This is a genomic window from Actinoalloteichus hymeniacidonis (assembly GCF_014203365.1).
Classification (GTDB): domain Bacteria; phylum Actinomycetota; class Actinomycetes; order Mycobacteriales; family Pseudonocardiaceae; genus Actinoalloteichus_A; species Actinoalloteichus_A hymeniacidonis.
Genome location: NZ_JACHIS010000001.1, coordinates 5667227 through 5686266, shown reverse-complemented (window position 1 = coordinate 5686266; position 19040 = coordinate 5667227). Strand labels below are relative to the sequence as shown.

Annotated in this window: 19 protein-coding genes and 1 tRNA gene; 12 read left to right on the top strand and 8 right to left on the bottom strand. The window is 66.2% G+C overall.

Features of this window, described 5'->3' with window-relative positions; translation table 11 throughout:
• The 11 genes from map (at window position 1) to truA (ending at window position 7246) form a co-directional block, all read left to right on the top strand.
• Entirely contained in the window at window positions 1–792 is a 792-nt protein-coding gene (map, locus tag BKA25_RS24115) for a type I methionyl aminopeptidase (protein WP_069846418.1), read from the top strand.
• Window positions 793–1109: 317 nt separating this feature from the next.
• Complete coding sequence (locus tag BKA25_RS24110; RefSeq protein WP_157420920.1) at window positions 1110–1553, top strand: DUF1707 SHOCT-like domain-containing protein; 444 nt, start codon at window positions 1110–1112, stop codon at window positions 1551–1553.
• Between the two features lie 122 nt (window positions 1554–1675).
• Window positions 1676–2149 (top strand): DUF1707 SHOCT-like domain-containing protein, encoded by a 474-nt coding sequence (locus BKA25_RS24105; protein ID WP_069853228.1) that lies wholly within the window; start codon window positions 1676–1678, stop codon window positions 2147–2149.
• A 343-nt stretch (window positions 2150–2492) separates the two neighbouring features.
• Complete coding sequence (infA, locus tag BKA25_RS24100) at window positions 2493–2714, top strand: translation initiation factor IF-1 (protein ID WP_005166804.1); 222 nt, start codon at window positions 2493–2495, stop codon at window positions 2712–2714.
• 106 nt (window positions 2715–2820) lie between these two features.
• Window positions 2821–2934, top strand: a complete 114-nt coding sequence (rpmJ, locus tag BKA25_RS24095) for a 50S ribosomal protein L36 (protein ID WP_069846422.1) — start codon at window positions 2821–2823, stop codon at window positions 2932–2934.
• Window positions 2935–3128: 194 nt separating this feature from the next.
• Complete coding sequence (gene rpsM, locus BKA25_RS24090) at window positions 3129–3509, top strand: 30S ribosomal protein S13 (protein WP_069846423.1); 381 nt, start codon at window positions 3129–3131, stop codon at window positions 3507–3509.
• A gap of 36 nt (window positions 3510–3545) precedes the next feature.
• On the top strand, window positions 3546–3953 hold the full coding sequence (rpsK, locus tag BKA25_RS24085; protein ID WP_069846425.1) for a 30S ribosomal protein S11: 408 nt from the start codon (window positions 3546–3548) through the stop codon (window positions 3951–3953).
• A gap of 27 nt (window positions 3954–3980) precedes the next feature.
• Window positions 3981–4586: a 30S ribosomal protein S4 gene (rpsD, locus tag BKA25_RS24080; protein ID WP_069846427.1), complete on the top strand. Its 606-nt coding sequence runs from the start codon at window positions 3981–3983 to the stop codon at window positions 4584–4586.
• Between the two features lie 133 nt (window positions 4587–4719).
• Complete coding sequence (locus tag BKA25_RS24075; RefSeq protein ID WP_069846428.1) at window positions 4720–5778, top strand: DNA-directed RNA polymerase subunit alpha; 1059 nt, start codon at window positions 4720–4722, stop codon at window positions 5776–5778.
• Between the two features lie 64 nt (window positions 5779–5842).
• Window positions 5843–6373, top strand: a complete 531-nt coding sequence (gene rplQ, locus BKA25_RS24070; RefSeq protein WP_069846430.1) for a 50S ribosomal protein L17 — start codon at window positions 5843–5845, stop codon at window positions 6371–6373.
• A 3-nt stretch (window positions 6374–6376) separates the two neighbouring features.
• Window positions 6377–7246, top strand: coding sequence for a tRNA pseudouridine(38-40) synthase TruA (truA, locus tag BKA25_RS24065; protein ID WP_084642468.1), 870 nt, complete (start codon window positions 6377–6379; stop codon window positions 7244–7246).
• A gap of 120 nt (window positions 7247–7366) precedes the next feature.
• Here the strand turns inward: truA and BKA25_RS24060 are convergent, their stop codons facing one another.
• The 5 genes from BKA25_RS24060 to BKA25_RS24040 all read right to left on the bottom strand — a co-directional run bounded on the left by BKA25_RS24060 (window position 7367) and on the right by BKA25_RS24040 (window position 15720).
• On the bottom strand, window positions 7367–9037 hold the full coding sequence (locus tag BKA25_RS24060; protein WP_069846431.1) for a DUF885 domain-containing protein: 1671 nt from the start codon (window positions 9035–9037) through the stop codon (window positions 7367–7369).
• A gap of 128 nt (window positions 9038–9165) precedes the next feature.
• The gene (locus BKA25_RS24055) at window positions 9166–9804 is read right to left on the bottom strand and encodes a LuxR C-terminal-related transcriptional regulator (protein ID WP_069846433.1); all 639 of its coding nucleotides are present in this window, start codon (window positions 9802–9804) and stop codon (window positions 9166–9168) included.
• Between the two features lie 75 nt (window positions 9805–9879).
• On the bottom strand, window positions 9880–11127 hold the full coding sequence (locus BKA25_RS24050; protein WP_069853230.1) for a sensor histidine kinase: 1248 nt from the start codon (window positions 11125–11127) through the stop codon (window positions 9880–9882).
• A gap of 131 nt (window positions 11128–11258) precedes the next feature.
• Window positions 11259–14084 carry a tetratricopeptide repeat protein gene (locus BKA25_RS24045; protein ID WP_069846434.1) on the bottom strand — a complete coding sequence of 942 codons (2826 nt, stop codon included), beginning with the start codon at window positions 14082–14084 and terminating at the stop codon, window positions 11259–11261.
• Between the two features lie 1213 nt (window positions 14085–15297).
• Window positions 15298–15720 carry a hypothetical protein gene (locus BKA25_RS24040; protein ID WP_069846436.1) on the bottom strand — a complete coding sequence of 141 codons (423 nt, stop codon included), beginning with the start codon at window positions 15718–15720 and terminating at the stop codon, window positions 15298–15300.
• 205 nt (window positions 15721–15925) lie between these two features.
• On the opposite strand from BKA25_RS24040, the gene BKA25_RS24035 reads away from it, so the two are divergent.
• Window positions 15926–16846, top strand: a complete 921-nt coding sequence (locus BKA25_RS24035; protein ID WP_069846438.1) for a LysR family transcriptional regulator — start codon at window positions 15926–15928, stop codon at window positions 16844–16846.
• Window positions 16847–16886: 40 nt separating this feature from the next.
• Here the strand turns inward: BKA25_RS24035 and BKA25_RS24030 are convergent, their stop codons facing one another.
• From BKA25_RS24030 to BKA25_RS24020, 3 genes are all read right to left on the bottom strand, one after another.
• Window positions 16887–17948 (bottom strand): SDR family oxidoreductase, encoded by a 1062-nt coding sequence (locus tag BKA25_RS24030; RefSeq protein ID WP_069846440.1) that lies wholly within the window; start codon window positions 17946–17948, stop codon window positions 16887–16889.
• A gap of 314 nt (window positions 17949–18262) precedes the next feature.
• Window positions 18263–18703, bottom strand: a complete 441-nt coding sequence (locus tag BKA25_RS24025; protein ID WP_069846442.1) for a nitroreductase family deazaflavin-dependent oxidoreductase — start codon at window positions 18701–18703, stop codon at window positions 18263–18265.
• A gap of 133 nt (window positions 18704–18836) precedes the next feature.
• Window positions 18837–18909, bottom strand: a tRNA-Arg gene (locus BKA25_RS24020).
• Window positions 18910–19040 lie beyond the last annotated feature (131 nt).

Below are 19040 nucleotides of genomic sequence, written 5' to 3'. Positions count from 1 at the left end.
ATGCTGCGACGAGGCAACGGCATCCAGCTCAAGACCAAGGCCGAGTTGGAGGCGATGCGGGCCGCAGGCCTCATCGTCGCCGGGGCGCTGCAGGCGGTCACGGCGCAGGTGCGCCCCGGTATCAGCACGGGCGAGCTCGACGAGGTCGCAGAGCAGTTCATCCGGGACGCGGGGGCGGTGCCCTCCTTCAAGGGCTACCACGGTTTCCCCGGTTCGATCTGTGCCTCGGTCAACGAGCAGGTAGTCCACGGCATCCCCTCGCGGGAACTGGTGCTCGCCGACGGCGACCTGCTCTCGGTGGACTGCGGCGCGATCCTCGAGGGCTGGCACGGCGATTCGGCGGTGACGGTGCCGGTCGGCACCCAGTCGGCGGCGGACGCACTGCTCTCGGAGGCCACTCGCCTATCGATGTTGGCGGGGATCGAGGCTGTCCGGGCGGGCAACCGCCTCGGGGACGTCTCCTGGGCCATCGAGGTCGCCACCACCAAGGCTGCGGAACGCGACGACCGTGAGTACGGGATCGTCGAGGGCTACGGCGGTCATGGGATCGGCACCGAGATGCACATGGAGCCGTTCATCGCCAACCATGGCAGGCCCAACCGTGGGCCGAAGCTCAAGGTGGGCATGGCCTTGGCCATCGAGCCGATGTTGACGCTGGGTACGGCTCAGACCAGGGAACTCGACGACGAGTGGACCGTGGTGACCGCCGACGGTTCTCGGGCCGCGCACTGGGAGCACAGCGTGGCGATCACCGAGGACGGGCCCTGGGTCCTCACCGCTCCAGCAGACTGATCTTCGAGGGTGCATCGGTGGCATCGCGCCGCTGATGCACCCTCAGCAGTACAGCACCGTCGTCCGCCGAAGAGCGGCCGGTCGGCCCGGCCGATGTCCCGCCGGCCGGATGATCGACGGTTCACTTCAGCAGGTCACCTCGGCTGCGAGATCGAACGGCGGCCGGTCAGAACTCCCTCGGCGTGGATCGGCACGATCCGCCTCGGGTGTTGTTATGTCCCTGTTCTGCGCTCTGCGCGCCGCATAACCTGTAACGACCTGCTCACCAGCGATCGGGTTCCTGCCCGAGACGCGTGGAGGTTGAGGAAAATGGTGCCGTGACCGAGCCGATTCGTCATCAAGAAATGCGCGCCTCCGATCGGGACCGCAAGAAGACCCAGGAGCATCTGCATTGGGCTCACGCCGAGGGTCTGATCGACCTGAGCGAGTTCGACACCCGGGTGCGGGCGGCCTGGGATGCCAAGACCGGCGGTGAGCTCGAGAAGGTGACTCGCGACCTGCCGCCCGTCCGTCAGCAACAGGACGGTTTCGATCAGTCGAAACCGCGTAAGCGGGTCTTCAGCGATGATCCCGGCGGCATGGCGATGCGGGTGCTGACGATCATCTGGTTGAGCGCCACCGTCGTCAACCTCATCGTGTGGGGCCTCATCGACCTTGGCTCCTTCGAGTTGTACCCGTGGTGGCTCTGGGTCGGCCTGCCGCCCGGTGGAGTCCTCGGCGTGCTCTATGCCAGCGGAATCGGCAGGCCGCGATCCGAGTGATGGCAGTCATGGCGTCACGATGATGTCGTTCGCTATCATGGATGGTGTCACGTTCGGGGTGACGTGACACCACGAGAGTGAGCGGGGTGGCCTGGGTGGACGCGTCTGGCAGAATCGGCGTGGTGAGCGAACCGCAGTCGCGAGACGATCTGCGTGCATCGGATGTCGACCGGCAGCGGGTGGTGGACCGCCTGAGCGCGGCACAGGCGGAGGGGCGGCTCACCCTCGCCGAGCTCGACGAACGAACCCGGGCGGTGTGGCAGGCGAGGACCTACGGGGAGCTGGGCAAGGCCACCGAGGACCTGCCCGCCGTGCCGCAGGTGATCACGCCGATGACGTCGACTGCGGAGCCGGTCGTCGCCGAGAACGGGGAGTCCGCCGAGCTCGCCGCAGCTCGTGAGCAGCGCAAACGCGAGGTGGCGGCGTGGGCTGCGGTGAGCCTCGTCAACCTGAGCGTCTGGCTGGTCATCGGCATCGCAGGTTCCTGGGTGTATCCCTGGTGGCTCTGGGTTGCAGGACCATGGGGCGCCGCGCTGGTCTTCAAGTGGATCAACGGTGGTGGCTCCGGCTCGACCTCGCACGGCTGGCGCCACTAGAGGCCGGTGGTCCGCCGCACCTCGGGTGGATCAAGAGCCGTGCCCGATGACGGGTCGGGGACGCGGTGTGTTAGGGGTCGCTGTCGGGCTACTTCACCCAGCGACTACACTGGCTCAACGGCGCATTCGTCGCGCTGGTCCATCGTGTCTCCTTCAGCGTTGCTGGGTGGCTCTAGCCCCCTCGCGGCCTGTCGAGTCTCCTGGCGGTTCTCACCGGGCAGGCCGACGTCGAGACGGCCCGGAGGATCGTCTCGACGGGTGCTCGCCCTCCTGGACATCGGCTGGCCTATCGGTCGGTGCTGGAGGGGACAGACAACTGACACCGTCACGAAACGCGGAGGACATGGGCAAGAAAGACGGGGCCATCGAGGTCGAAGGTCGCGTGGTCGAGCCGCTCCCCAACGCGATGTTCCGTGTGGAGCTGGAGAACGGACACAAGGTTCTGGCCCACATCAGCGGCAAGATGCGGCAGCACTACATCCGCATCCTGCCCGAGGACAGGGTGGTTGTGGAGCTGTCGCCCTACGACCTGTCCCGTGGGCGCATCGTCTACCGCTACAAGTGACCTCTGTGCCACTCAAAGGTGCCCGGGTGACCACCCGGGCAAAGCGGCATCGTCCTCGACGAAACACTCGAAGAGGACGCATCGAGCGCAGCAGGAGAGCACGACCGTGAAGGTCCAGCCGAGCGTCAAGAAGATCTGTGACAAGTGCCAGGTGATCCGGCGACATGGCCGGGTCTTGGTGATCTGCGACAACAAGCGACACAAGCAGCGCCAGGGCTGATCCAAGCCCCGACAGGCATGACCACAGGTCGTCTTTCGACGACCGACAGTCAAGAGGCCTCCCCACACCTGTCGTCGGATTCTCATTGGGATCCGGTCGACTCGCCCCCGGACTCCAGGCCGGGGCCTGCTCCTCATCGAGGAGCGGGACGGTAGGGGAGCAGACCTGGAGTGACATGAAGGAGAACGCGCCGTATGGCACGGCTTGCTGGCGTCGACCTCCCCCGCGAAAAGCGGATGGAGGTTGCGTTGACTTACATTTTCGGCATTGGCCGGACCCGTTCCCGGGAGCTGTTGGCCGCGACCGGGATCAGCCCGGATCTGCGGGCCAAGGACCTGACCGACGAGGACGTCGTGAAGCTCCGGGACCACATCGAGACCAACTACAAGGTGGAGGGTGACCTCCGCCGCGAGGTGGCTGCCGACATCAGGCGGAAGGTCGAGATCGGCTGCTACGAGGGACTGCGGCACCGCCGCAGGCTGCCCGTTCGTGGCCAGCGGACCAAGACGAATGCCCGCACGATGAAGGGCCCGAAGAAGACGGTGGCAGGCAAGAAGAAGGCCACCCGGAAGTAGCCCCACCTCGCGCGCAGCTAGGAGATCACACCAGACATGCCACCCAAGTCTCGTTCCGGTGCCGGGGTCAAGAAGGTCCGGCGCAAGGAAAAGAAGAATGTCGCGCATGGACATGCGCACATCAAGAGCACCTTCAACAACACGATCGTCTCGATCACGGACCCGACCGGTGCGGTGATCAGCTGGGCGTCCGCGGGCCACGTCGGCTTCAAGGGCTCCCGGAAGTCGACGCCGTTCGCCGCCCAGATGGCTGCGGAGAACGCCGCCCGCAAGGCTGCCGAGCACGGCATGCGCAAGGTCGACGTGTTCGTGAAGGGTCCCGGCTCCGGCCGGGAGACCGCGATCCGTTCGTTGCAGGCTGCCGGCCTCGAGGTCGGCACCATCCAAGACGTGACCCCTCAGCCGCACAACGGCTGCCGGCCGCCCAAGCGGCGTCGGGTCTAAGAGCGCGGGAAAGGAGACTAGACACTCATGGCTCGTTACACCGGACCCGCGACTCGCAAGTCTCGTCGACTGAAGGTCGACTTGATCGGCGGCGACCAGGCCTTCGAACGTCGTCCGTACCCGCCGGGACAGCACGGCCGGGCGCGGATCAAGGAGAGCGAGTACCTGCTTCAGCTCCAGGAGAAGCAGAAGGCTCGGTTCACCTACGGCGTGTTGGAGCGGCAGTTCCGCAAGTACTACGAGGAGGCCTCGCGGCGTCCTGGTAAGACCGGCGAGAATCTGCTCCAGCTCCTCGAGGCTCGCCTCGACAACGTCGTCTACCGCTCGGGCCTGGCCCGGACGCGGCGGCAGGCGCGTCAGCTCGTCAGCCACGGTCACTTCGTGGTGAACGGCAAGAAGGTGGACATCCCCAGCTTCCAGGTGTCGAAGTTCGACATCATCGATGTGAAGCCGAAGTCCCTGGGCACCACGCCGTTCATCATCGCCAAGGAGACCCTGGGCGAGCGGATCACTCCCGCGTGGCTCCAGGTCGTGCCGAGCAACCTTCGGGTGCTCGTGCACCAGCTTCCCGAGCGGGCGCAGATCGACACGCCGGTTCAGGAACAGCAGATCGTCGAGTTCTACTCGAAGTGATGGGATGCGGGACGGGTGCCTAGGCGCTCGTCCCGCTCCGGCACGTCTGGCGACGGTGCGACCAGTGCATCGCCGCGTCCCCGGTTCCATCGGCGTCAAATAGCGGGCGTCGTGAGGAGAGGAAACAAACACAGTGCTGATCTCTCAGCGGCCCACCCTGGCCGAGGAGTCGGTCAACGAGACCCGCTCCCGGTTCGTCATCGAGCCCCTCGAGCCCGGTTTCGGCTACACCTTGGGCAACTCGCTGCGGCGGACCCTGCTGTCCTCGATCCCGGGGGCGGCGGTCACCAGCATCCGTATCGACGGTGTGCTGCACGAGTTCACCACCATTCCGGGGGTCAAGGAGGACGTCACCGACGTCATCCTGAACCTCAAGGAGCTGGTCGTCAGTTCCGAGGAGGACGAGCCCGTCACCATGTACCTGCGCAAGCAGGGCCCCGGTGCGGTCACCGCCGGTGACATCGTTCCGCCTGCGGGCGTCACGGTGCACAACCCGGATCTGCACATCGCCACGCTGAACGGGAAGGGCAAGCTCGAGATCGAGCTCGTCGTCGAGCGTGGCCGCGGCTACGTGCCCGCCGTGCAGAACAAGCAGGCAGGCGCGGAGATCGGCCGGATTCCGGTCGACTCGATCTACTCGCCCGTGCTGAAGGTGACCTACAAGGTCGAGGCGACTCGTGTCGAGCAGCGGACGGACTTCGACCGGCTGATCCTCGACGTGGAGAGCAAGCCCTCCATCACACCGAGGGACGCGGTGGCATCGGCGGGTAAGACGCTGGTGGAGCTCTTCGGCCTGGCACGCGAGCTGAACTCGGACGCCGAGGGCATCGAGATCGGCCCGTCTCCTGCGGAGGCGGACACCATCGCGGCGTTCGCGATGCCGATCGAGGACCTCGACCTGACGGTTCGCTCGTACAACTGCCTCAAGCGCGAGGGTATCCACACCGTCGGCGAACTCGTGGGCCGCAGCGAAGCCGACCTGCTGGACATCCGCAACTTCGGGGCGAAGTCCATCGACGAGGTCAAGATGAAGCTCGCGGGTCTTGGGCTGGCGCTCAAGGACAGCCCTCCCGGCTTCGACCCGTCCGCCGCCGCTGCCGACTACCCCGCCGAGGGTTGGTCCAGCAATGGCGACGGTCCCGATGGACACGGCGACGATGGCCAGGACTACGCCGAGACCGAGCAGCTGTAGATCCGCTGACTGTCCCGAGTGAGGACAGCCGCGGACAGTCGAGGATCTTGATAGAGGAGCAAGGATGCCCACCCCCACGAAGGGCCGCCGTCTCGGCGGTTCGCCCGCCCACGAGCGGTTGATGCTGGCCAACCTGGCCACCTCGCTGTTCACCCACGGGCGGATCACCACCACCCAGGCGAAGGCGAAACGACTTCGTCCGTTCGCTGAGCGGCTGATCAGCAAGGCCAGGCGCGGTGACCTGCACAACCGTCGCGAGATCATGAAGGTGATCCGCGACAAGGACATCGTCCACAAGCTGGTCGCCGAGATCGGTCCGTTCTTCGTGGACCGCGACGGTGGTTACACCCGCATCATCAAGGCGATGCCGCGTAAGGGCGACAACGCCCAGATGGCGGTCATCGAGCTGGTGAACGAGAAGACCGTGACCAGCGAGGCCGAGGCCGCGCGTGGCACGACCTTCGCGTCGGACACCAAGACCGAGACCCCGGCGGCTCCCGCCGAGGAGACCGCTTCGGAGACCCCCGAGGTCGCCGCAGAGGCGGAGTCCAAGGACGCCGCTTCCGACGACGCCGGGTCGGACAAGAAGGACTGAGCTATCACCACTGCTCACTCCGACGCCGACGAGCCCGCCGTTCCCGCTGGGGACGACGGGCTCGTTCGCGTTCGGCTCGATCTCGGCTATGACGGCACGAATTTCTCCGGCTGGGCTCGGCAGCCCACCCGTCGCACGGTCTGCGGGGTGTTGGAGGACGCGCTGTCGTTGTTGACCCGGCTGGACATCCGGGTGACCGTGGCTGGTCGGACCGATGCAGGCGTCCATGCCTCGGGCCAGGTGACGCATCTGGACCTGCCCGTCGAGCATCCGCTGGCCACCGATCCCGACGAGCTGGTTCGCAGGCTCAATCGGATGCTGCCGGGGGACGTGCGGGTCTTCGCGGGTCGGCGGGTTCCCGCCGCCTTCGATGCCCGGTTCGGGGCCCTGCGCAGGCACTATGTCTATCGGCTCTCGGATGCCCCCTGGGGCGTCGAACCGATGATCCGGCACAACACCCTCGGCTGGCCGGGCCGGTTGGACATCGAGGTACTGAACGCCTCCGCCGAGGCATTGTTGGGCGAACACGATTTCGCGGCCTTCTGCAAGCGCCGCGATGGCGCGACCACCGTTCGCGCCCTGGAACGCCTGCACTGGACGCGGGTGTCCGAGCACGTCGTCCATGCCGAGGTCTCGGCGGATGCCTTCTGCCATTCGATGGTGCGGAGTCTGATCGGTGCGCTGCTGGCGGTGGGCGATGGTCGCCGACCGGTGAACTGGCCGGGAAGCCTGTTGCAGCTACGTCAGCGGGCCAACGACGTGGCCGTTGCGCCTGCGCATGGGTTGAGCCTGGTCGGCGTCGACTATCCGGCCGACGGCGAGCTCGCGGCGCGCACGACCGTCACACGCAGACTGCGGGTCGCCGCGGACTGACCCCGGCGGCCCGGCCGGGCCGGACCGGATTCGGCAGGCGACGCGGATAGTGCGTAGGCCGGTGTGGTCGACGTCCACGACCGGTTGTCGATCCGCGCCACCCGCCTCCGGGTAGACGAGCTAGGACTGCTGGGCGGCGATCCAGTCACCGATCAGCTCGTCGAGCACCGTGAGCGGCAGCGCTCCGCTGCCGAGCATGGCGTCGTGGAAGGCGCTGATGTCGAAGCGCTCGCCCAACTCCGTTTCGGCCCGGCTGCGCAGCCGATTGATCTCCAACCGCCCCACCATGTACGACAGGGCCTGGCCGGGCGCCGCGATGTAGCGGTCCACCTCGCCCTCGATCTCCAGCGGGGCCATCGCGGTGTTCTCGATCAGATAGTCGACTGCCTGCTGCCTGCTCCACCCCATGGTGTGCAGGCCGGTGTCGACGACCAGACGACCGGCGCGCATCGAGTCCAGGGTGAGCATCCCGAACTTCGCGAGATCGTCCGAGTACAGGCCCATCTCATCGGCGAGCCGCTCGGTGTAGAGCCCCCAGCCCTCCAGGTAGGCGTTGAGCGGGGCGATGCGGCGGATCAACGGCAGGTCGCTCAGTTCCTGGGCGATGGTGATCTGGAAATGGTGCCCGGGCACGGCCTCGTGGAACGCCGTGGCCTCGGCCGTGTAGCGGAAGCGCTCGCCTGCCTCGTAGGTGTTGGCGTAGTACGTTCCCACCCGGCTGCCATCCAGCGAACCGGACATGTAGTACGCGCCCACCGCGCCCGGTGCCTCGGCTTCGGGAACCGGCTCGACCCTGCACTGCTCACTGGGCAGCCTGCCGAACCAGTCGGGTGCCACGGCCTCGGCCCTGGTGATGGCGGCGCGGGCCGCATCGAGCAGCTCATCGCCATCGGACCACCGCAGCGCGGGGTCGGTGCGCAGCCGGTCGAAGATCTCTGCGAGGTCGTCGGTGCCGAACACCTTCGCGCCGAGCTCGCGGTATTCCCGTCCCAGGTCGGCGATGAGGTCCAGGCCGACCTGGTGCAGCTCGGCGGGAGTGCGGTCGGTGGTGGTGTGGGACTTGGCCAGGGCGCGGTACGTCGTCTCTCCGTCCGGAAGCCAGCAGAGACCCACCTTGTCCAGCGGCCTGCCGTGCGACAGCACCTCGTCGGCCAGCACCGCGCGGTAGTCGGCGAACGCCGGGTGAACCCGGTCGGCGAGGATCTGCTTCCGGCGGTCCTCGAAGTCCGCGTTCGGCTCGGCGGGCTTGGGACGCAGCAGCGGATCCGAGGCCGGGTCGGCGAGGTAGCGGTCCACCAGCTCGATCGTCTTGCTCACCAGGTGGGCCACCGGCGTTCGTCCGCCCGCGATGCCCGCTCGGTGTCGATCAGCCAGTGCCGAGAGGAAGTCGGGGATGGCTTCGAGCCGCCGCAGGTAGTCCTCCGCCTGGTTTTCACTGGGCAGGGTGATGAGCGGCAGGATGAACAGCAGCTCTCCTGCGTGGGCGAAGAACGAGTCCGTGATGGTGAACTCGGTCAGCCGCAGATCCTGCGTCTCGAGGATCGATTCGGTCTGCTGCCGCACGACGGCGACGGTGATCCGATCTTGGGCATCGAGGTTCGTCGTATCCAGCTTGGCGGCCCGCGCCGCCAGGTCGACCAGCCTGCTGCGGACGGCATCGGTTGCCTCCTCCCGATGATCGGGAAGCAGCGCGTCCCGTCCACCCGAGAGGCCCAGCACGGTCGGTGTCACCGGATCGAGATCGAACTTGATGTCGGTCAGATCGGATACCAGCGTCTGCACGTCGGTCATCGTGTCCCCAGCCTGTCGTCGAACATTGCGGTCAGGTTAGTCACGACCGAGGTCGGGCAGCCCCGTTGTTATCTGACCGATCTGCGCCGGTATCCGACCGTTTCGGCGATTGAGTCTCGGTGGTCGGCTCAGGCGTCGAGATAGGCGATCACCGCACGCACCCGGCGGTTGTCATCCTCCGATGGCGGTAGGCCCAGCTTGCTGAAGATGTTGTTGGTGTGTTTCCCGACGGCGTTCTCACTGATGAACAGCCTGCCTGCGATCGCGGCGTTCGACCGACCCTCGGCCATCAGCGCCAACACCTCTCGCTCCCGAGGCGTCAGCCTGCCCAGCGGCTCTGGCTTGGTCGCGAGCAGCTGCGAGATCACCTCCGGGTCCATCGCCGTACCACCGGCCGCCACTCGACGGATCGCCTCGACGAACTGGCCGACCTGGGAGACCCGGTCCTTCAGCAGGTAGCCCACCCCGCCATTGCGGTCCGACATCAGCTCTCGTGCGTAGAGTTGTTCGACGTACTGCGACAACACGAGGATCGGCAGTCCGGGTACCTGCCGCCGTGCCTCGATGGCTGCGCGCAGCCCTTCGTCGGTGAAAGTGGGCGGCATCCGAACGTCGACGACGGCGACGTCCGGCCGCTGCGTCACCAACGCGCGCAGGAGCGAGGGGCCGTTGTCCACCGCCTCGACCACCTCGAACTCGTAGGCCGTGAGCAAGCGGATCAGGCCTTCCCGCAGCAGGACCAGATCTTCACCGATGACGACGCGCACTGTGACTCCAGGGACCGGGGGGATCGGTACGGGATCCCGACTGGGCGCAAGTGTTGCCCAATCGTGGATCCGCGCTCACTCGGGCAGACAGGGCAGCTGCATGGAGACGATGGTCGGGCCACCGACCGGGCTGCTCAGGTGCATCGTTCCGTCGAAGGCGCTCAGCCGTCTTTCGATCCCGTGCAGGCCACCGGAGGCCTCCTGCACCACCCCGCCCCGGCCATCATCGCCGACCAACACGTTGAGCGAGCCCCGGACATGCCTGGCGCGGATCCATGCCTCCGATGCGCCGCTGTGCTTGGCCGCGTTGGTGAGTACCTCGGCCACGGCGAAATAGGCTGCCGACTCGACCGGGGCAGGCAGCCGGTCGGGCAGCACGACATCCACCTCGACCTGCAGTGGGCTACCGATCGCCAACGCCTGGATGCCGCCGGTCAGTCCACGATCGGACAGCACCGGCGGATGGATGCCCCGCACGAGGTCACGCAGCTCCGACAGGGCGAGGCTGGTCGACTGGCGGGCCTCGGTGAGCAGTTCCTGCGCCACAGCCGGATTGTTGGCCAACATCTCCTCGGCCATGCCCAGGCTCATCCCCAACGCCACCAGACGTGCCTGAGCGCCATCGTGCAGGTCTCGTTCGATGCGGCGCAGCTCGGCGGCCTGGGTGTCGACGGTCTCGGCGCGCGAGCTCGCCAGCGCATCCACCCGCTGCGACAGCCTGGCCCGCTCGCTGATGCCCAGCATCACCGCCGCCAGCCGGGCATAGCCGGTCATCAGCTTCGGAGACAGCCACCACCACAGCCCGAAGCTCAGTGCGGCGAAGACCCACATGAACAGGCTGTTCGCTCGGGTGATCTGCATGAAGCCGAGGTTCATATCGAAGATCCCGGGTGGGACGTTCTGCATCACCCCGGGTAGGACGAAGAAGAAGATCCCGCCTGCGAACAACGTCAACGACACCAGGGAGATGACGAATCCGAGAATGGCGTTGACCCACAGCCACGCGTAGTCGCGGTAGGTCGCGGGGTCGGTGGCGATGGCGCGCAACCTGCTGATCAGGTTGCCCTTGGGGGTCGGCCGGTAGGGACGGATGACCGTGCGTCCCAGCACATGTCCGGCCCATAGCCGGTAGACGTTGTTGTAACCCCGAATCGAGTACGCGAAGGCCACCACCATCGGCAGCCCGATGGTGAGGACCAGCAGCACCGTGCTGACCGTCATCAGGACGATGAGACCGATGCCCAACACCGAGTAGACGGTGAAGACGAACGACCAGCCCAACAGCGGGAACCGCCCGACTCGCGGTGCAGCAGCGGTGGTCATCATGCGTCCTTCCAATCGGAGCGCGGCCGACGCCTGCTGACCGCGTGGCGCTCATTGTTGTACAGCTCCACGTGCGATTCAGTGTGCCTAGACCCCCTCTTCTGGGGGGGGTCCGACGGGTTCGACGACGATCAGCCTGCGGCGGGCGGTGGGCTGTTGTCCGCATCCGCCAGCAGCAGGCGAACGGACTCGATGCGCGCCTGATCCGCACATTCCACGTAGACGAGCAACGCCGATTGCCAGGCCGAGAGTGCCTGGCTCTGCCTGCCCGCCGCGGCGAGGGCGGTGCCGAGGTGCTGAAAGGCCAGCCCCTGGCCGGGGAGATCGCCGGTCTGTTCGAACAGTCCTGCGGCCGTTTGGTGTGCGTTGGCGGCCTCGATGAACTGGTCGGTCTCCTGGAGCGCGAGACCGAGGTTGTTCCACGCGATGCCCTCGCCGTGACGGTCCTCGGATTCGTTGAACAGGATCGCGGCCTGCCGATGCGCCTCGATGACGGCTGCTGCGCGCGCCGACTGGGAGGTCTCGGCGTCCGTTGCGGCGGGCATCGAATGGACGTGCACCTCGTCGTCCGAGTACTCGGACGTCTCGGGCAGCTCATCGATCGAGGTCGCGGGTCCGATATCGATCGTCGGGGGTCGGTACCGAGCGGGGTCGGCTTCCATCCGTCGGAGCTGGCGCAGGGCGACCCCGAGATTGTTCTGCGCCACCGCCTGGCCGTGCCGATCGGTGATCCGTCGGTAGAGGTCGACGGCCGCCTGGTGGGCACTGACGGCCTCACCGAGCTCCTCGATCTCCTGGAGGGCGATCCCGAGGTTGCTCAGCGCGATGCCCTCGGCATGTCGGTCGCCGGTCTCCCGACAGATCACCAGGTCCTGCCGATGCGCCACCACGGCCTCGGCGCTCCTGGAGAGTTTCCGCAGACAGAGGCCCAGATTGCTCAACGCCAGGCTCTCCGACGGTCGGTCGCCCACCTGCCGGTAGAGGCTGCCCGCAGCCCGATGCGCCTCCACGGCATCGTCGAACCGCTCGGACTCCTGAAGGGCGATCCCGAGGTTGTTCAGTGCTGCGGCATGCCCGGCCGGATCGTCGAGTTCGCGGTAGAGATCGACCGCGCTGCGGTGGAACTCCAGTGCCTCCGAGAGCCTGCCGGTCTCCTGCAGCGCGATGCCCAGGTTGCTCAGCGCCACGCCCTCGGCATCGCGATCGCCGGTCTCGCGGCAGATGACCAGATCTTCGCGGTGCGCGGTTACCGCCTCGTGGAAGCGCCTGGTCTCCTGGAGGGCGATCCCGAGGTTGTTCAGCGCCGTGCCCTGCGCGTGCCGGTCGCCGGTCTGCCGACAGATGGCCAGGTCCTGTCGGTGTGCGACGACGGCCTCCTCAAAGCGCCGAGCCTCCTGGAGTCCGGTGCCGAGGTTGTTCAGCGCCGTGCCCTCCGACCTGCGATCGCCAAGGCGGCGTGCCGCCAGGACGGCGGTCTGGTGCACGGTGATCATGTCGTCGAAGTGCCGCTGCCGATGGAGATACCTGGCCAGGCGCAACGGAAGATGCAGCGCCACCTCCGGGTGAGTCGGCAGTGCGAGGATCACCGAGGCCAACAGGTTGCCTCGTTCCTCGTCGAGCCACCGCCCGGCGACCTCCCGATCCGGGAAACGCGCCGAGGCGGCGGCCGAGCCATCGAAGGCCGCTGCCGCCGCGTCGGCCTGGGAGAGGTAATGCTGGAGCATCCGGGTGATAGCGAGCGCCCGCTGTCGTTCGTCGCCGATGCCGTCCTCGTGATCGCGTAGCTTCTCGGCCGAGTGCAGCCGGATCAGATCGTGCACTCGCCAGCGACGATTGCCCGTGCGCTCCAACAGGTGCGCGCCGACCAGAGCCCGTAGTGCGGATTGAGTCTGCTGCCTCGGCCGGTCTGCCAGCGCGATGGCGGTGTCGAGAGCGAAGTCGGGGCCGGGATTGAGCGCCACCAGGGCGAGCAATCGGGCCTGTTCGAGGGGTAGCCGATCCCAGGAGAGATCGAACGCCGTGCGGACCGCTCGGACCCCGTCGGTGAGGACATCCAGGCGGGTGGCGCCATCCCGCAGTTCGTCGACCATGTCGGCGACGGTGAGGTCTCGCTCGGCGACCAGGATGCCCGCGACGATCCTGAGTGCGAGCGGAAGCATGTCGCACAGCCGGACCAGTTCCCGCAACGCGGTCGGTTCGGCATGGATTCGCGGATCAGCTCGCCATGCCTTGGCCATGGTCGCGGAAACCAGCTGCACGGACGTCTGTTCGTCGAGCAACCCGAGGCGCAGATTCTGCTCGGCGACGACCGCGTTGAGCGGTTCGCGGGTGGTGATCAACACCCGATGTAGCCGTTCCACCGGCAGCAGGGCTTCGATCTGCTCTTGATCGGAGACGTTGTCCAGCACCAACAGCACCGCTCGGTTGTGCACCGCAAGCCGCCCGAGCTGGCGGTGGAACTGAGCGAACTGGCCTGCGGGGGTCGGATCGAGTGTGACCACCCCGATTGCGCGGAGCAGTGGGCCGACCAGGTGGTGTGCCAGCACGCGGCGAGAGACCTGTGTGTCGTAGCCATGCAGATCGGCGAGGAAGGCACCGGCGGGGAACCACTCCTGGTCGACGGCCATCCGAGCGACGTGACAGGCCAGCGCCGTCTTGCCGATCCCGCCCATTCCCGCGACTGCGGACACCACCGTCGTGGCCAGCTGGCGATGCGGATCGGGACCGAGCGCGGTGCGCAGCAGGTCGATCTCGGCTTCTCGGCCCACGAAGAGATCCGCTTTGCCATCGGACAGACCGGGTAACCGGCGCACCGTGGCGATCGGTGGCGACTCGACAGTTCCTCCGCCGATGACGATGTCGCGCTGCGCCTGGTAGACGCGGGCGAAATCGTGCCCCTCTGCGGAGTACGTTGCGCCGCCGTGATCTCCGCGATCCGGCGGGTGGTTCGACGTCACGGGAGGCCCCTCACCGGGTCCGACGCTCGAGTGGCCGGTCAACCGTCGGTGACGGTCAGGTCACCGACGACTTGGCGGGGCGCGTACCCGGCGGGCCGCCTCGATAGGCGAGTGCTGAGCAGGCCCGGTTCGACGGAGGGTCGCGATGCGGGAGAGGTTCCCGTGGCGGCAGGCGTGATGATGCACATTTTGAAGAACCTCCGTGCGTCGTGGTGGATTCGGCGAATCCCAGCGGTGCTAATCCACGGCTCGCCGACATGCCACGCGTTCGACGGTTCTGCGGCGAACTCGATGGGATCAAAGCCGCAGACTAGGTTGATTGAACAACAGATCATGGGCGTGCGCGGATAATCGACGACCGCAGAGGATGTTTTCAGCGCGACCACCTCCGGTCCCTGGACCTCTCGGCTGCTTACCCTGATGGAGTAACCCATCGGTCTGGCTCGTCAATATTCGAACGACCCGGCAACCTAGATTGTTCCAAGTTCGTGGCTGCTTAACCAGAAGCAGTCATCCGTTCGTAGACACGATCGCGTCTCGGTATCGATCTACCAACGTGGGACGATCTCCAGTTGGACGCATCGCTACAGGTGAGCGGTGCGAAAACGCGCAGGTCACGGCAGTCGTCGGTTTTCCGGTGCGTAGGCAACGAGTTTGTTCGTACTAGCGAAGCACGATCGGGTGAAGGTGGCGATCGGGCGATGGGAGTAGGCGTCGGTGCCCCACTTCCGAGAACTTCTGGTAACCGGCGATGCCCTGCGTTCGTCCGATTGGAGTCCGGGCTAAGGTAGTCCCGGCTGCGAAGGGCACAGAAGCGGTTCGTCTCTCATCAGTGTTCGGTAGTCGCTGGTAGAACTGCAAGTCGACGTCGTCCAATGCGCTGCGCCCGCACCGCCAATTCCTGTTCTTCAGGTGAAATCAGGCCGAAGTTCCGATAGAGGACATGTGACTTCTGCCGTCGTCCTCGGTAGCGGGCGATCGATGGACACCCACCGGATCGGCAGGTGCGTGACGTTCGGTGGAGATGTCGACACATGGCGAACCCGATGCGTTTCTCATTAGCCCGTCGGTGTTACTCGCCAATCCCACTAGGTGACAGGCCGTCTCTCTATCGCAGGGGCGTTCTAGTCAATCCGAGTGGTCTGGGCGATGAGAATTCGCGGCCCGACAAGGCTGAGCAGCCGAGAGAACGTCGGGTTGGACGGATGGTCGATCAGCTCTCGTTGATGGTCATATCTCCTGCGGATTGATAGATCCGGCTGCTGTCGTGCGCTGTGGCGGTCATCGTGACTTGCCCGATCTGCTGACGTCGTTCCGGCGGGATCAGCGGCTGCAACCGCTCCTCCAACAAGCGCCGGAGTTCGGGCTCCGCCTCGGGTTCGGACCGCAGCAGTCGTTGGAATTTGCGTTTCCATTCCACCGAGAGTTCCGCCGCCGTCGCGGTGCCGGACTCCTGCGCGGCGGCCAGCATCTCGTCCCGGACCTCGACCAACTCCGCCTCGATCGTCGCGACCTCGGCGGGTCGAAACCGCTGCCACCAACCGGTGATCTCCGTGACGGCCTGTCGCCACGAATCCGTTCCCACGGCATCGACGATGGTGTTTCCCGCCGCAGCGGCAACCGTGACCGGCTCCATATCGGGTCCCTTCACCAGGAGGAGGACGGCAGGAGGGCGTGAATGTCAGTTTGGCTGCCGCCTTTGTTGCCGAGGGCGACGGCTATCGAAGCACTTCCGATGCTACGGAAGATCCGTGATCAAGCCGAGTTGTCCTCGTGCGTGGTGTGCTCCCGTTAGTGATAAACGGATCTCGCTCTTGGTGAATCGTCGATAAAATTCGATCATGGTAAGTCTGCGTCAACTCGAGTATCTGGTCACGATTGCCGAGCAGGGTTCGTTCACGCGGGCCGCCGAGTCGCTGCACGTCACTCAACCTGCCCTGTCACATCAGGTGCGGATTCTGGAGCGCTCGGTCGGCGGCCCGCTGTTGGAACGACTACCGCGATCCGTCCGGCTTACCCCGGCAGGACGGGCGATGTTGCCCTATGCCCGTGCCACCTTGGCAGACGCGCACCGAGCCAGGTGCGTGGCTCGCCAGGCGTCAGGCCTGGAACAGGGCGAATTGCGCCTCGCCACCGTGTATTCCGTGGGATTGGGTGTCCTGCCGCCGGTGCTGCGTCGGTGGCGGCAGGAACACCGCGAGATCCAGATCGGGATGTCCGAGCATCGACACGGTGACGAACTGCTGGCCGCGATGACCGAGGGCGCCGCCGACCTGGCTGTCGGTCCAGCACCCCGGGCCTGGTCGGGGCCGACCTGGCAACTGGGCTTGGAGGAGTTCGTCGTGGTGCTGCCCGGCGACGACCCCCTCGGCGCGGAAGGTGTGTTGCGGGTGGATCTACGCGCGCTCGCAGAGCGCAACTGGGTCGACTACGCGGCGGGCAACGGATTGGCGGACGTGCTCCACCAGGCATGCGCCGAGGCGGGTTTCGTGCCCCGCGCGGCAATACGTACGGAACAGACCGCTGCGGCTCCCATCCTGGCTGCCGCCGGTCTCGGACCCACCTTGGCGCCCGCGAACATCATCCCGGCCGGATTCGACGGACTGGTGCTGCGCCCGGATCCGCCGGTCCGTCGGGCCTTGACCGCCTATACCCGTCCGAATCCCGACCCGATCAGCGAGGCGTTCCTCCAGACGCTCCGCGAGACGGCACGGCCAGTGCCGTCCGCCTTGGTGGATCTCTTCGGTCCGATGGCCGACTGAGGCGCACTGTGCGGTGGGTGGTGTGGCTTCACAACTCCGATCACGGGATGATGCGGCGGGCGCGCAGATCGGCGAACAGACCGAGGAACATCTGTTCTGTCTCGACGTATTCATGAAATCCGTGTCGACGGGCCTTGGAGCCGTCCCCGAACATGTCGTAGTCCCAGGAGAACACGGCATCGGCGAACGGCCAGGATGAGACAGCCGCATAGGCGTTCGGTTCCAAGCCATGCCGGTCGACCATCGAGTTCCACAGTGGTTCCTTGTCGGCCATCACGGTGGCCAAGGACATCGGAAGCGGCGGTGCGACAGCCAGTTCGAAGAAGTGGGCGATCTTGGGCCATAGCTCGCTCCAACGGAAGAGATCACCGTTGCCGATGTTGAACGCCTGGTTCGTGCTGCCCGGTGTGGTGGCCGCCCACACCGTCGCCTTGGCCAGCAAACCGGCGTCTGTCATCTCCAAGAGGCTGTTGTAGGCGCCGGGGCTGCCTGGGAAGCGCAACGGCAGACCCAGCTCGACGCACATCGAGGCGTAGACCGCGATGGCCATCGATAGGTTCATCGGATTGCCCAGTGCGAAGCCGGAGACCACCGAGGGACGGATCGCCGACCAGGTCCAGGTTCCCTGCCGCGCCCGCAGTTCGAGGAAGTCCTGCTGGTCGACGTTGAATTCCGGTGGCATATGCCCGGCGTCGGACTCTCGGGCCGGGGTCTTGAACGGACCGAGGTGCGCGCCGTAGACCTTGTAGCCCTGCATGAGACTGACATGGGTCAGTTTCGATGCCACTGGTTCGACGGCGTTGACGAGGTTGGTCAGCATGGCGACGTTCGGCGGCACGAGTTCCGCCCAGGTCGGCCGATCCTGGTAAGCGGTGTAGAAGACGTGCGTGATCGCGGTTTCGCCTGCGAGCTTGGCGCGGCTGTTCTCGGCGTCGAGCAGGTCGACCGCGAGATGCCGTACCCGAGCCGAGGACTCGCCGCCGCGTCGGGACAGGCCGATGACCTCCCAGTCGCCGAGCTCGACCAGGTGTTCGACCAGATTGCGCCCGATGACACCCTGGGCGCCGACCACTAACGCGACCTTGTCATGCGGTGTATTCATGGTTCCTCTCCGAATTCGCCGTCGAGCCGATGCCCGCCTCGTCCTAGGCGGGGCTGGCCGATCGCGAGGCCATTGCCCCACCTCGGCCGCTCGACGGGCGGTTCCGAGCCTGCCCGCCTGTTATTCATGAATCAAAGACATAATTTTCATCGGAAGCATGAGATTCAGTCATAGACATGGTGGGTGTCGGTATTACTGGGAGGAACCGGCTTCTGGCAGACCGATGGCCCGCCGCACCGAACGTCATCCCGGAGGGTCGAGCTGTCCGGGAACGTGGTGCGACGGGCCATTGGCCGAGCGGGTGCCCTCGGCGATCAGTCCTCGACGGGATCCAGCACGAAGACGGGGATCTCACGGGAGGTCTTCTGCTGATACTCGGCGTAGGGCGGGAAGGCAGCGACGGAACGCTCCCACCATTCGGCCTTCTCCGCGCCGGTCACCTCGCGGGCGATGTAGTCCTTCTTGACGGTCTTGTCCTGCAGCTCCACCCGCGGGTTGGCCTGGAGGTTGAAGTACCACACCGGATGCTTCGGAGCGCCGCCCAGTGAGGCGACCGCGGCGTAGGAACCCTCGTGCTCGACGCGCATGAGCGCCGTCTTGCGGAGCTTCCCCGTCTTGGCACCCACCGTGGTGAGCACGATCACCGGAAGGCCGTTGAGTTCCGTTCCCTCGGTGCCGCCGGAGCGTTCGATCAGTTCGGCCTGATCGCGGGCCCATCCAGAAGTACTCGGTGCATATTCACCAGTCAAAGGCATGCGGATTGCAACCCATGACGATGACGTTCTATTCCCGGCCGTGATCGAGGTGCGTGAATCGGCGGTGGCCGTCGAACCCGGATACGAACAACGGCGAGGCATCGAGTCGATGCCTCGCCGTTGATATCGAGGGTGGCCCCGGCTGGAATCGAACCAGCGACACCCGCTTTAGGAGAGCGGTGCTCTATCCCCTGAGCTACGAGGCCGGGTCGCGCCTGGGGTTGCGATGGTGGCTGAACCCGTGTCACGTCCGCAGACATCGTAGCGGGCCACGACCCGGCTGAGGAACCCGGTGCGGCCGCAGGCGCCTCGATCGAGTCAACACAGGTCGGCGTCG

What these genes read in the sequence shown, in the direction of transcription:
- map (WP_069846418.1), top strand. Translation starts at nt 1, where the DNA reads ATGCTGCGACGAGGCAACGGCATCCAGCTCAAGACCAAGGCCGAGTTG.
- infA (WP_005166804.1), top strand. Translation starts at nt 2,493, where the DNA reads ATGGGCAAGAAAGACGGGGCCATCGAGGTCGAAGGTCGCGTGGTCGAG.
- rpsM (WP_069846423.1), top strand. Translation starts at nt 3,129, where the DNA reads ATGGCACGGCTTGCTGGCGTCGACCTCCCCCGCGAAAAGCGGATGGAG.
- rpsK (WP_069846425.1), top strand. Translation starts at nt 3,546, where the DNA reads ATGCCACCCAAGTCTCGTTCCGGTGCCGGGGTCAAGAAGGTCCGGCGC.
- rpsD (WP_069846427.1), top strand. Translation starts at nt 3,981, where the DNA reads ATGGCTCGTTACACCGGACCCGCGACTCGCAAGTCTCGTCGACTGAAG.
- rplQ (WP_069846430.1), top strand. Translation starts at nt 5,843, where the DNA reads ATGCCCACCCCCACGAAGGGCCGCCGTCTCGGCGGTTCGCCCGCCCAC.
- BKA25_RS24060 (WP_069846431.1), bottom strand. Translation starts at nt 9,037, where the DNA reads ATGACCGACGTGCAGACGCTGGTATCCGATCTGACCGACATCAAGTTC.
- BKA25_RS24050 (WP_069853230.1), bottom strand. Translation starts at nt 11,127, where the DNA reads ATGACCACCGCTGCTGCACCGCGAGTCGGGCGGTTCCCGCTGTTGGGC.
- BKA25_RS24040 (WP_069846436.1), bottom strand. Translation starts at nt 15,720, where the DNA reads ATGGAGCCGGTCACGGTTGCCGCTGCGGCGGGAAACACCATCGTCGAT.
- BKA25_RS24035 (WP_069846438.1), top strand. Translation starts at nt 15,926, where the DNA reads ATGGTAAGTCTGCGTCAACTCGAGTATCTGGTCACGATTGCCGAGCAG.
- BKA25_RS24030 (WP_069846440.1), bottom strand. Translation starts at nt 17,948, where the DNA reads ATGAATACACCGCATGACAAGGTCGCGTTAGTGGTCGGCGCCCAGGGT.
- BKA25_RS24025 (WP_069846442.1), bottom strand. Translation starts at nt 18,703, where the DNA reads ATGCCTTTGACTGGTGAATATGCACCGAGTACTTCTGGATGGGCCCGC.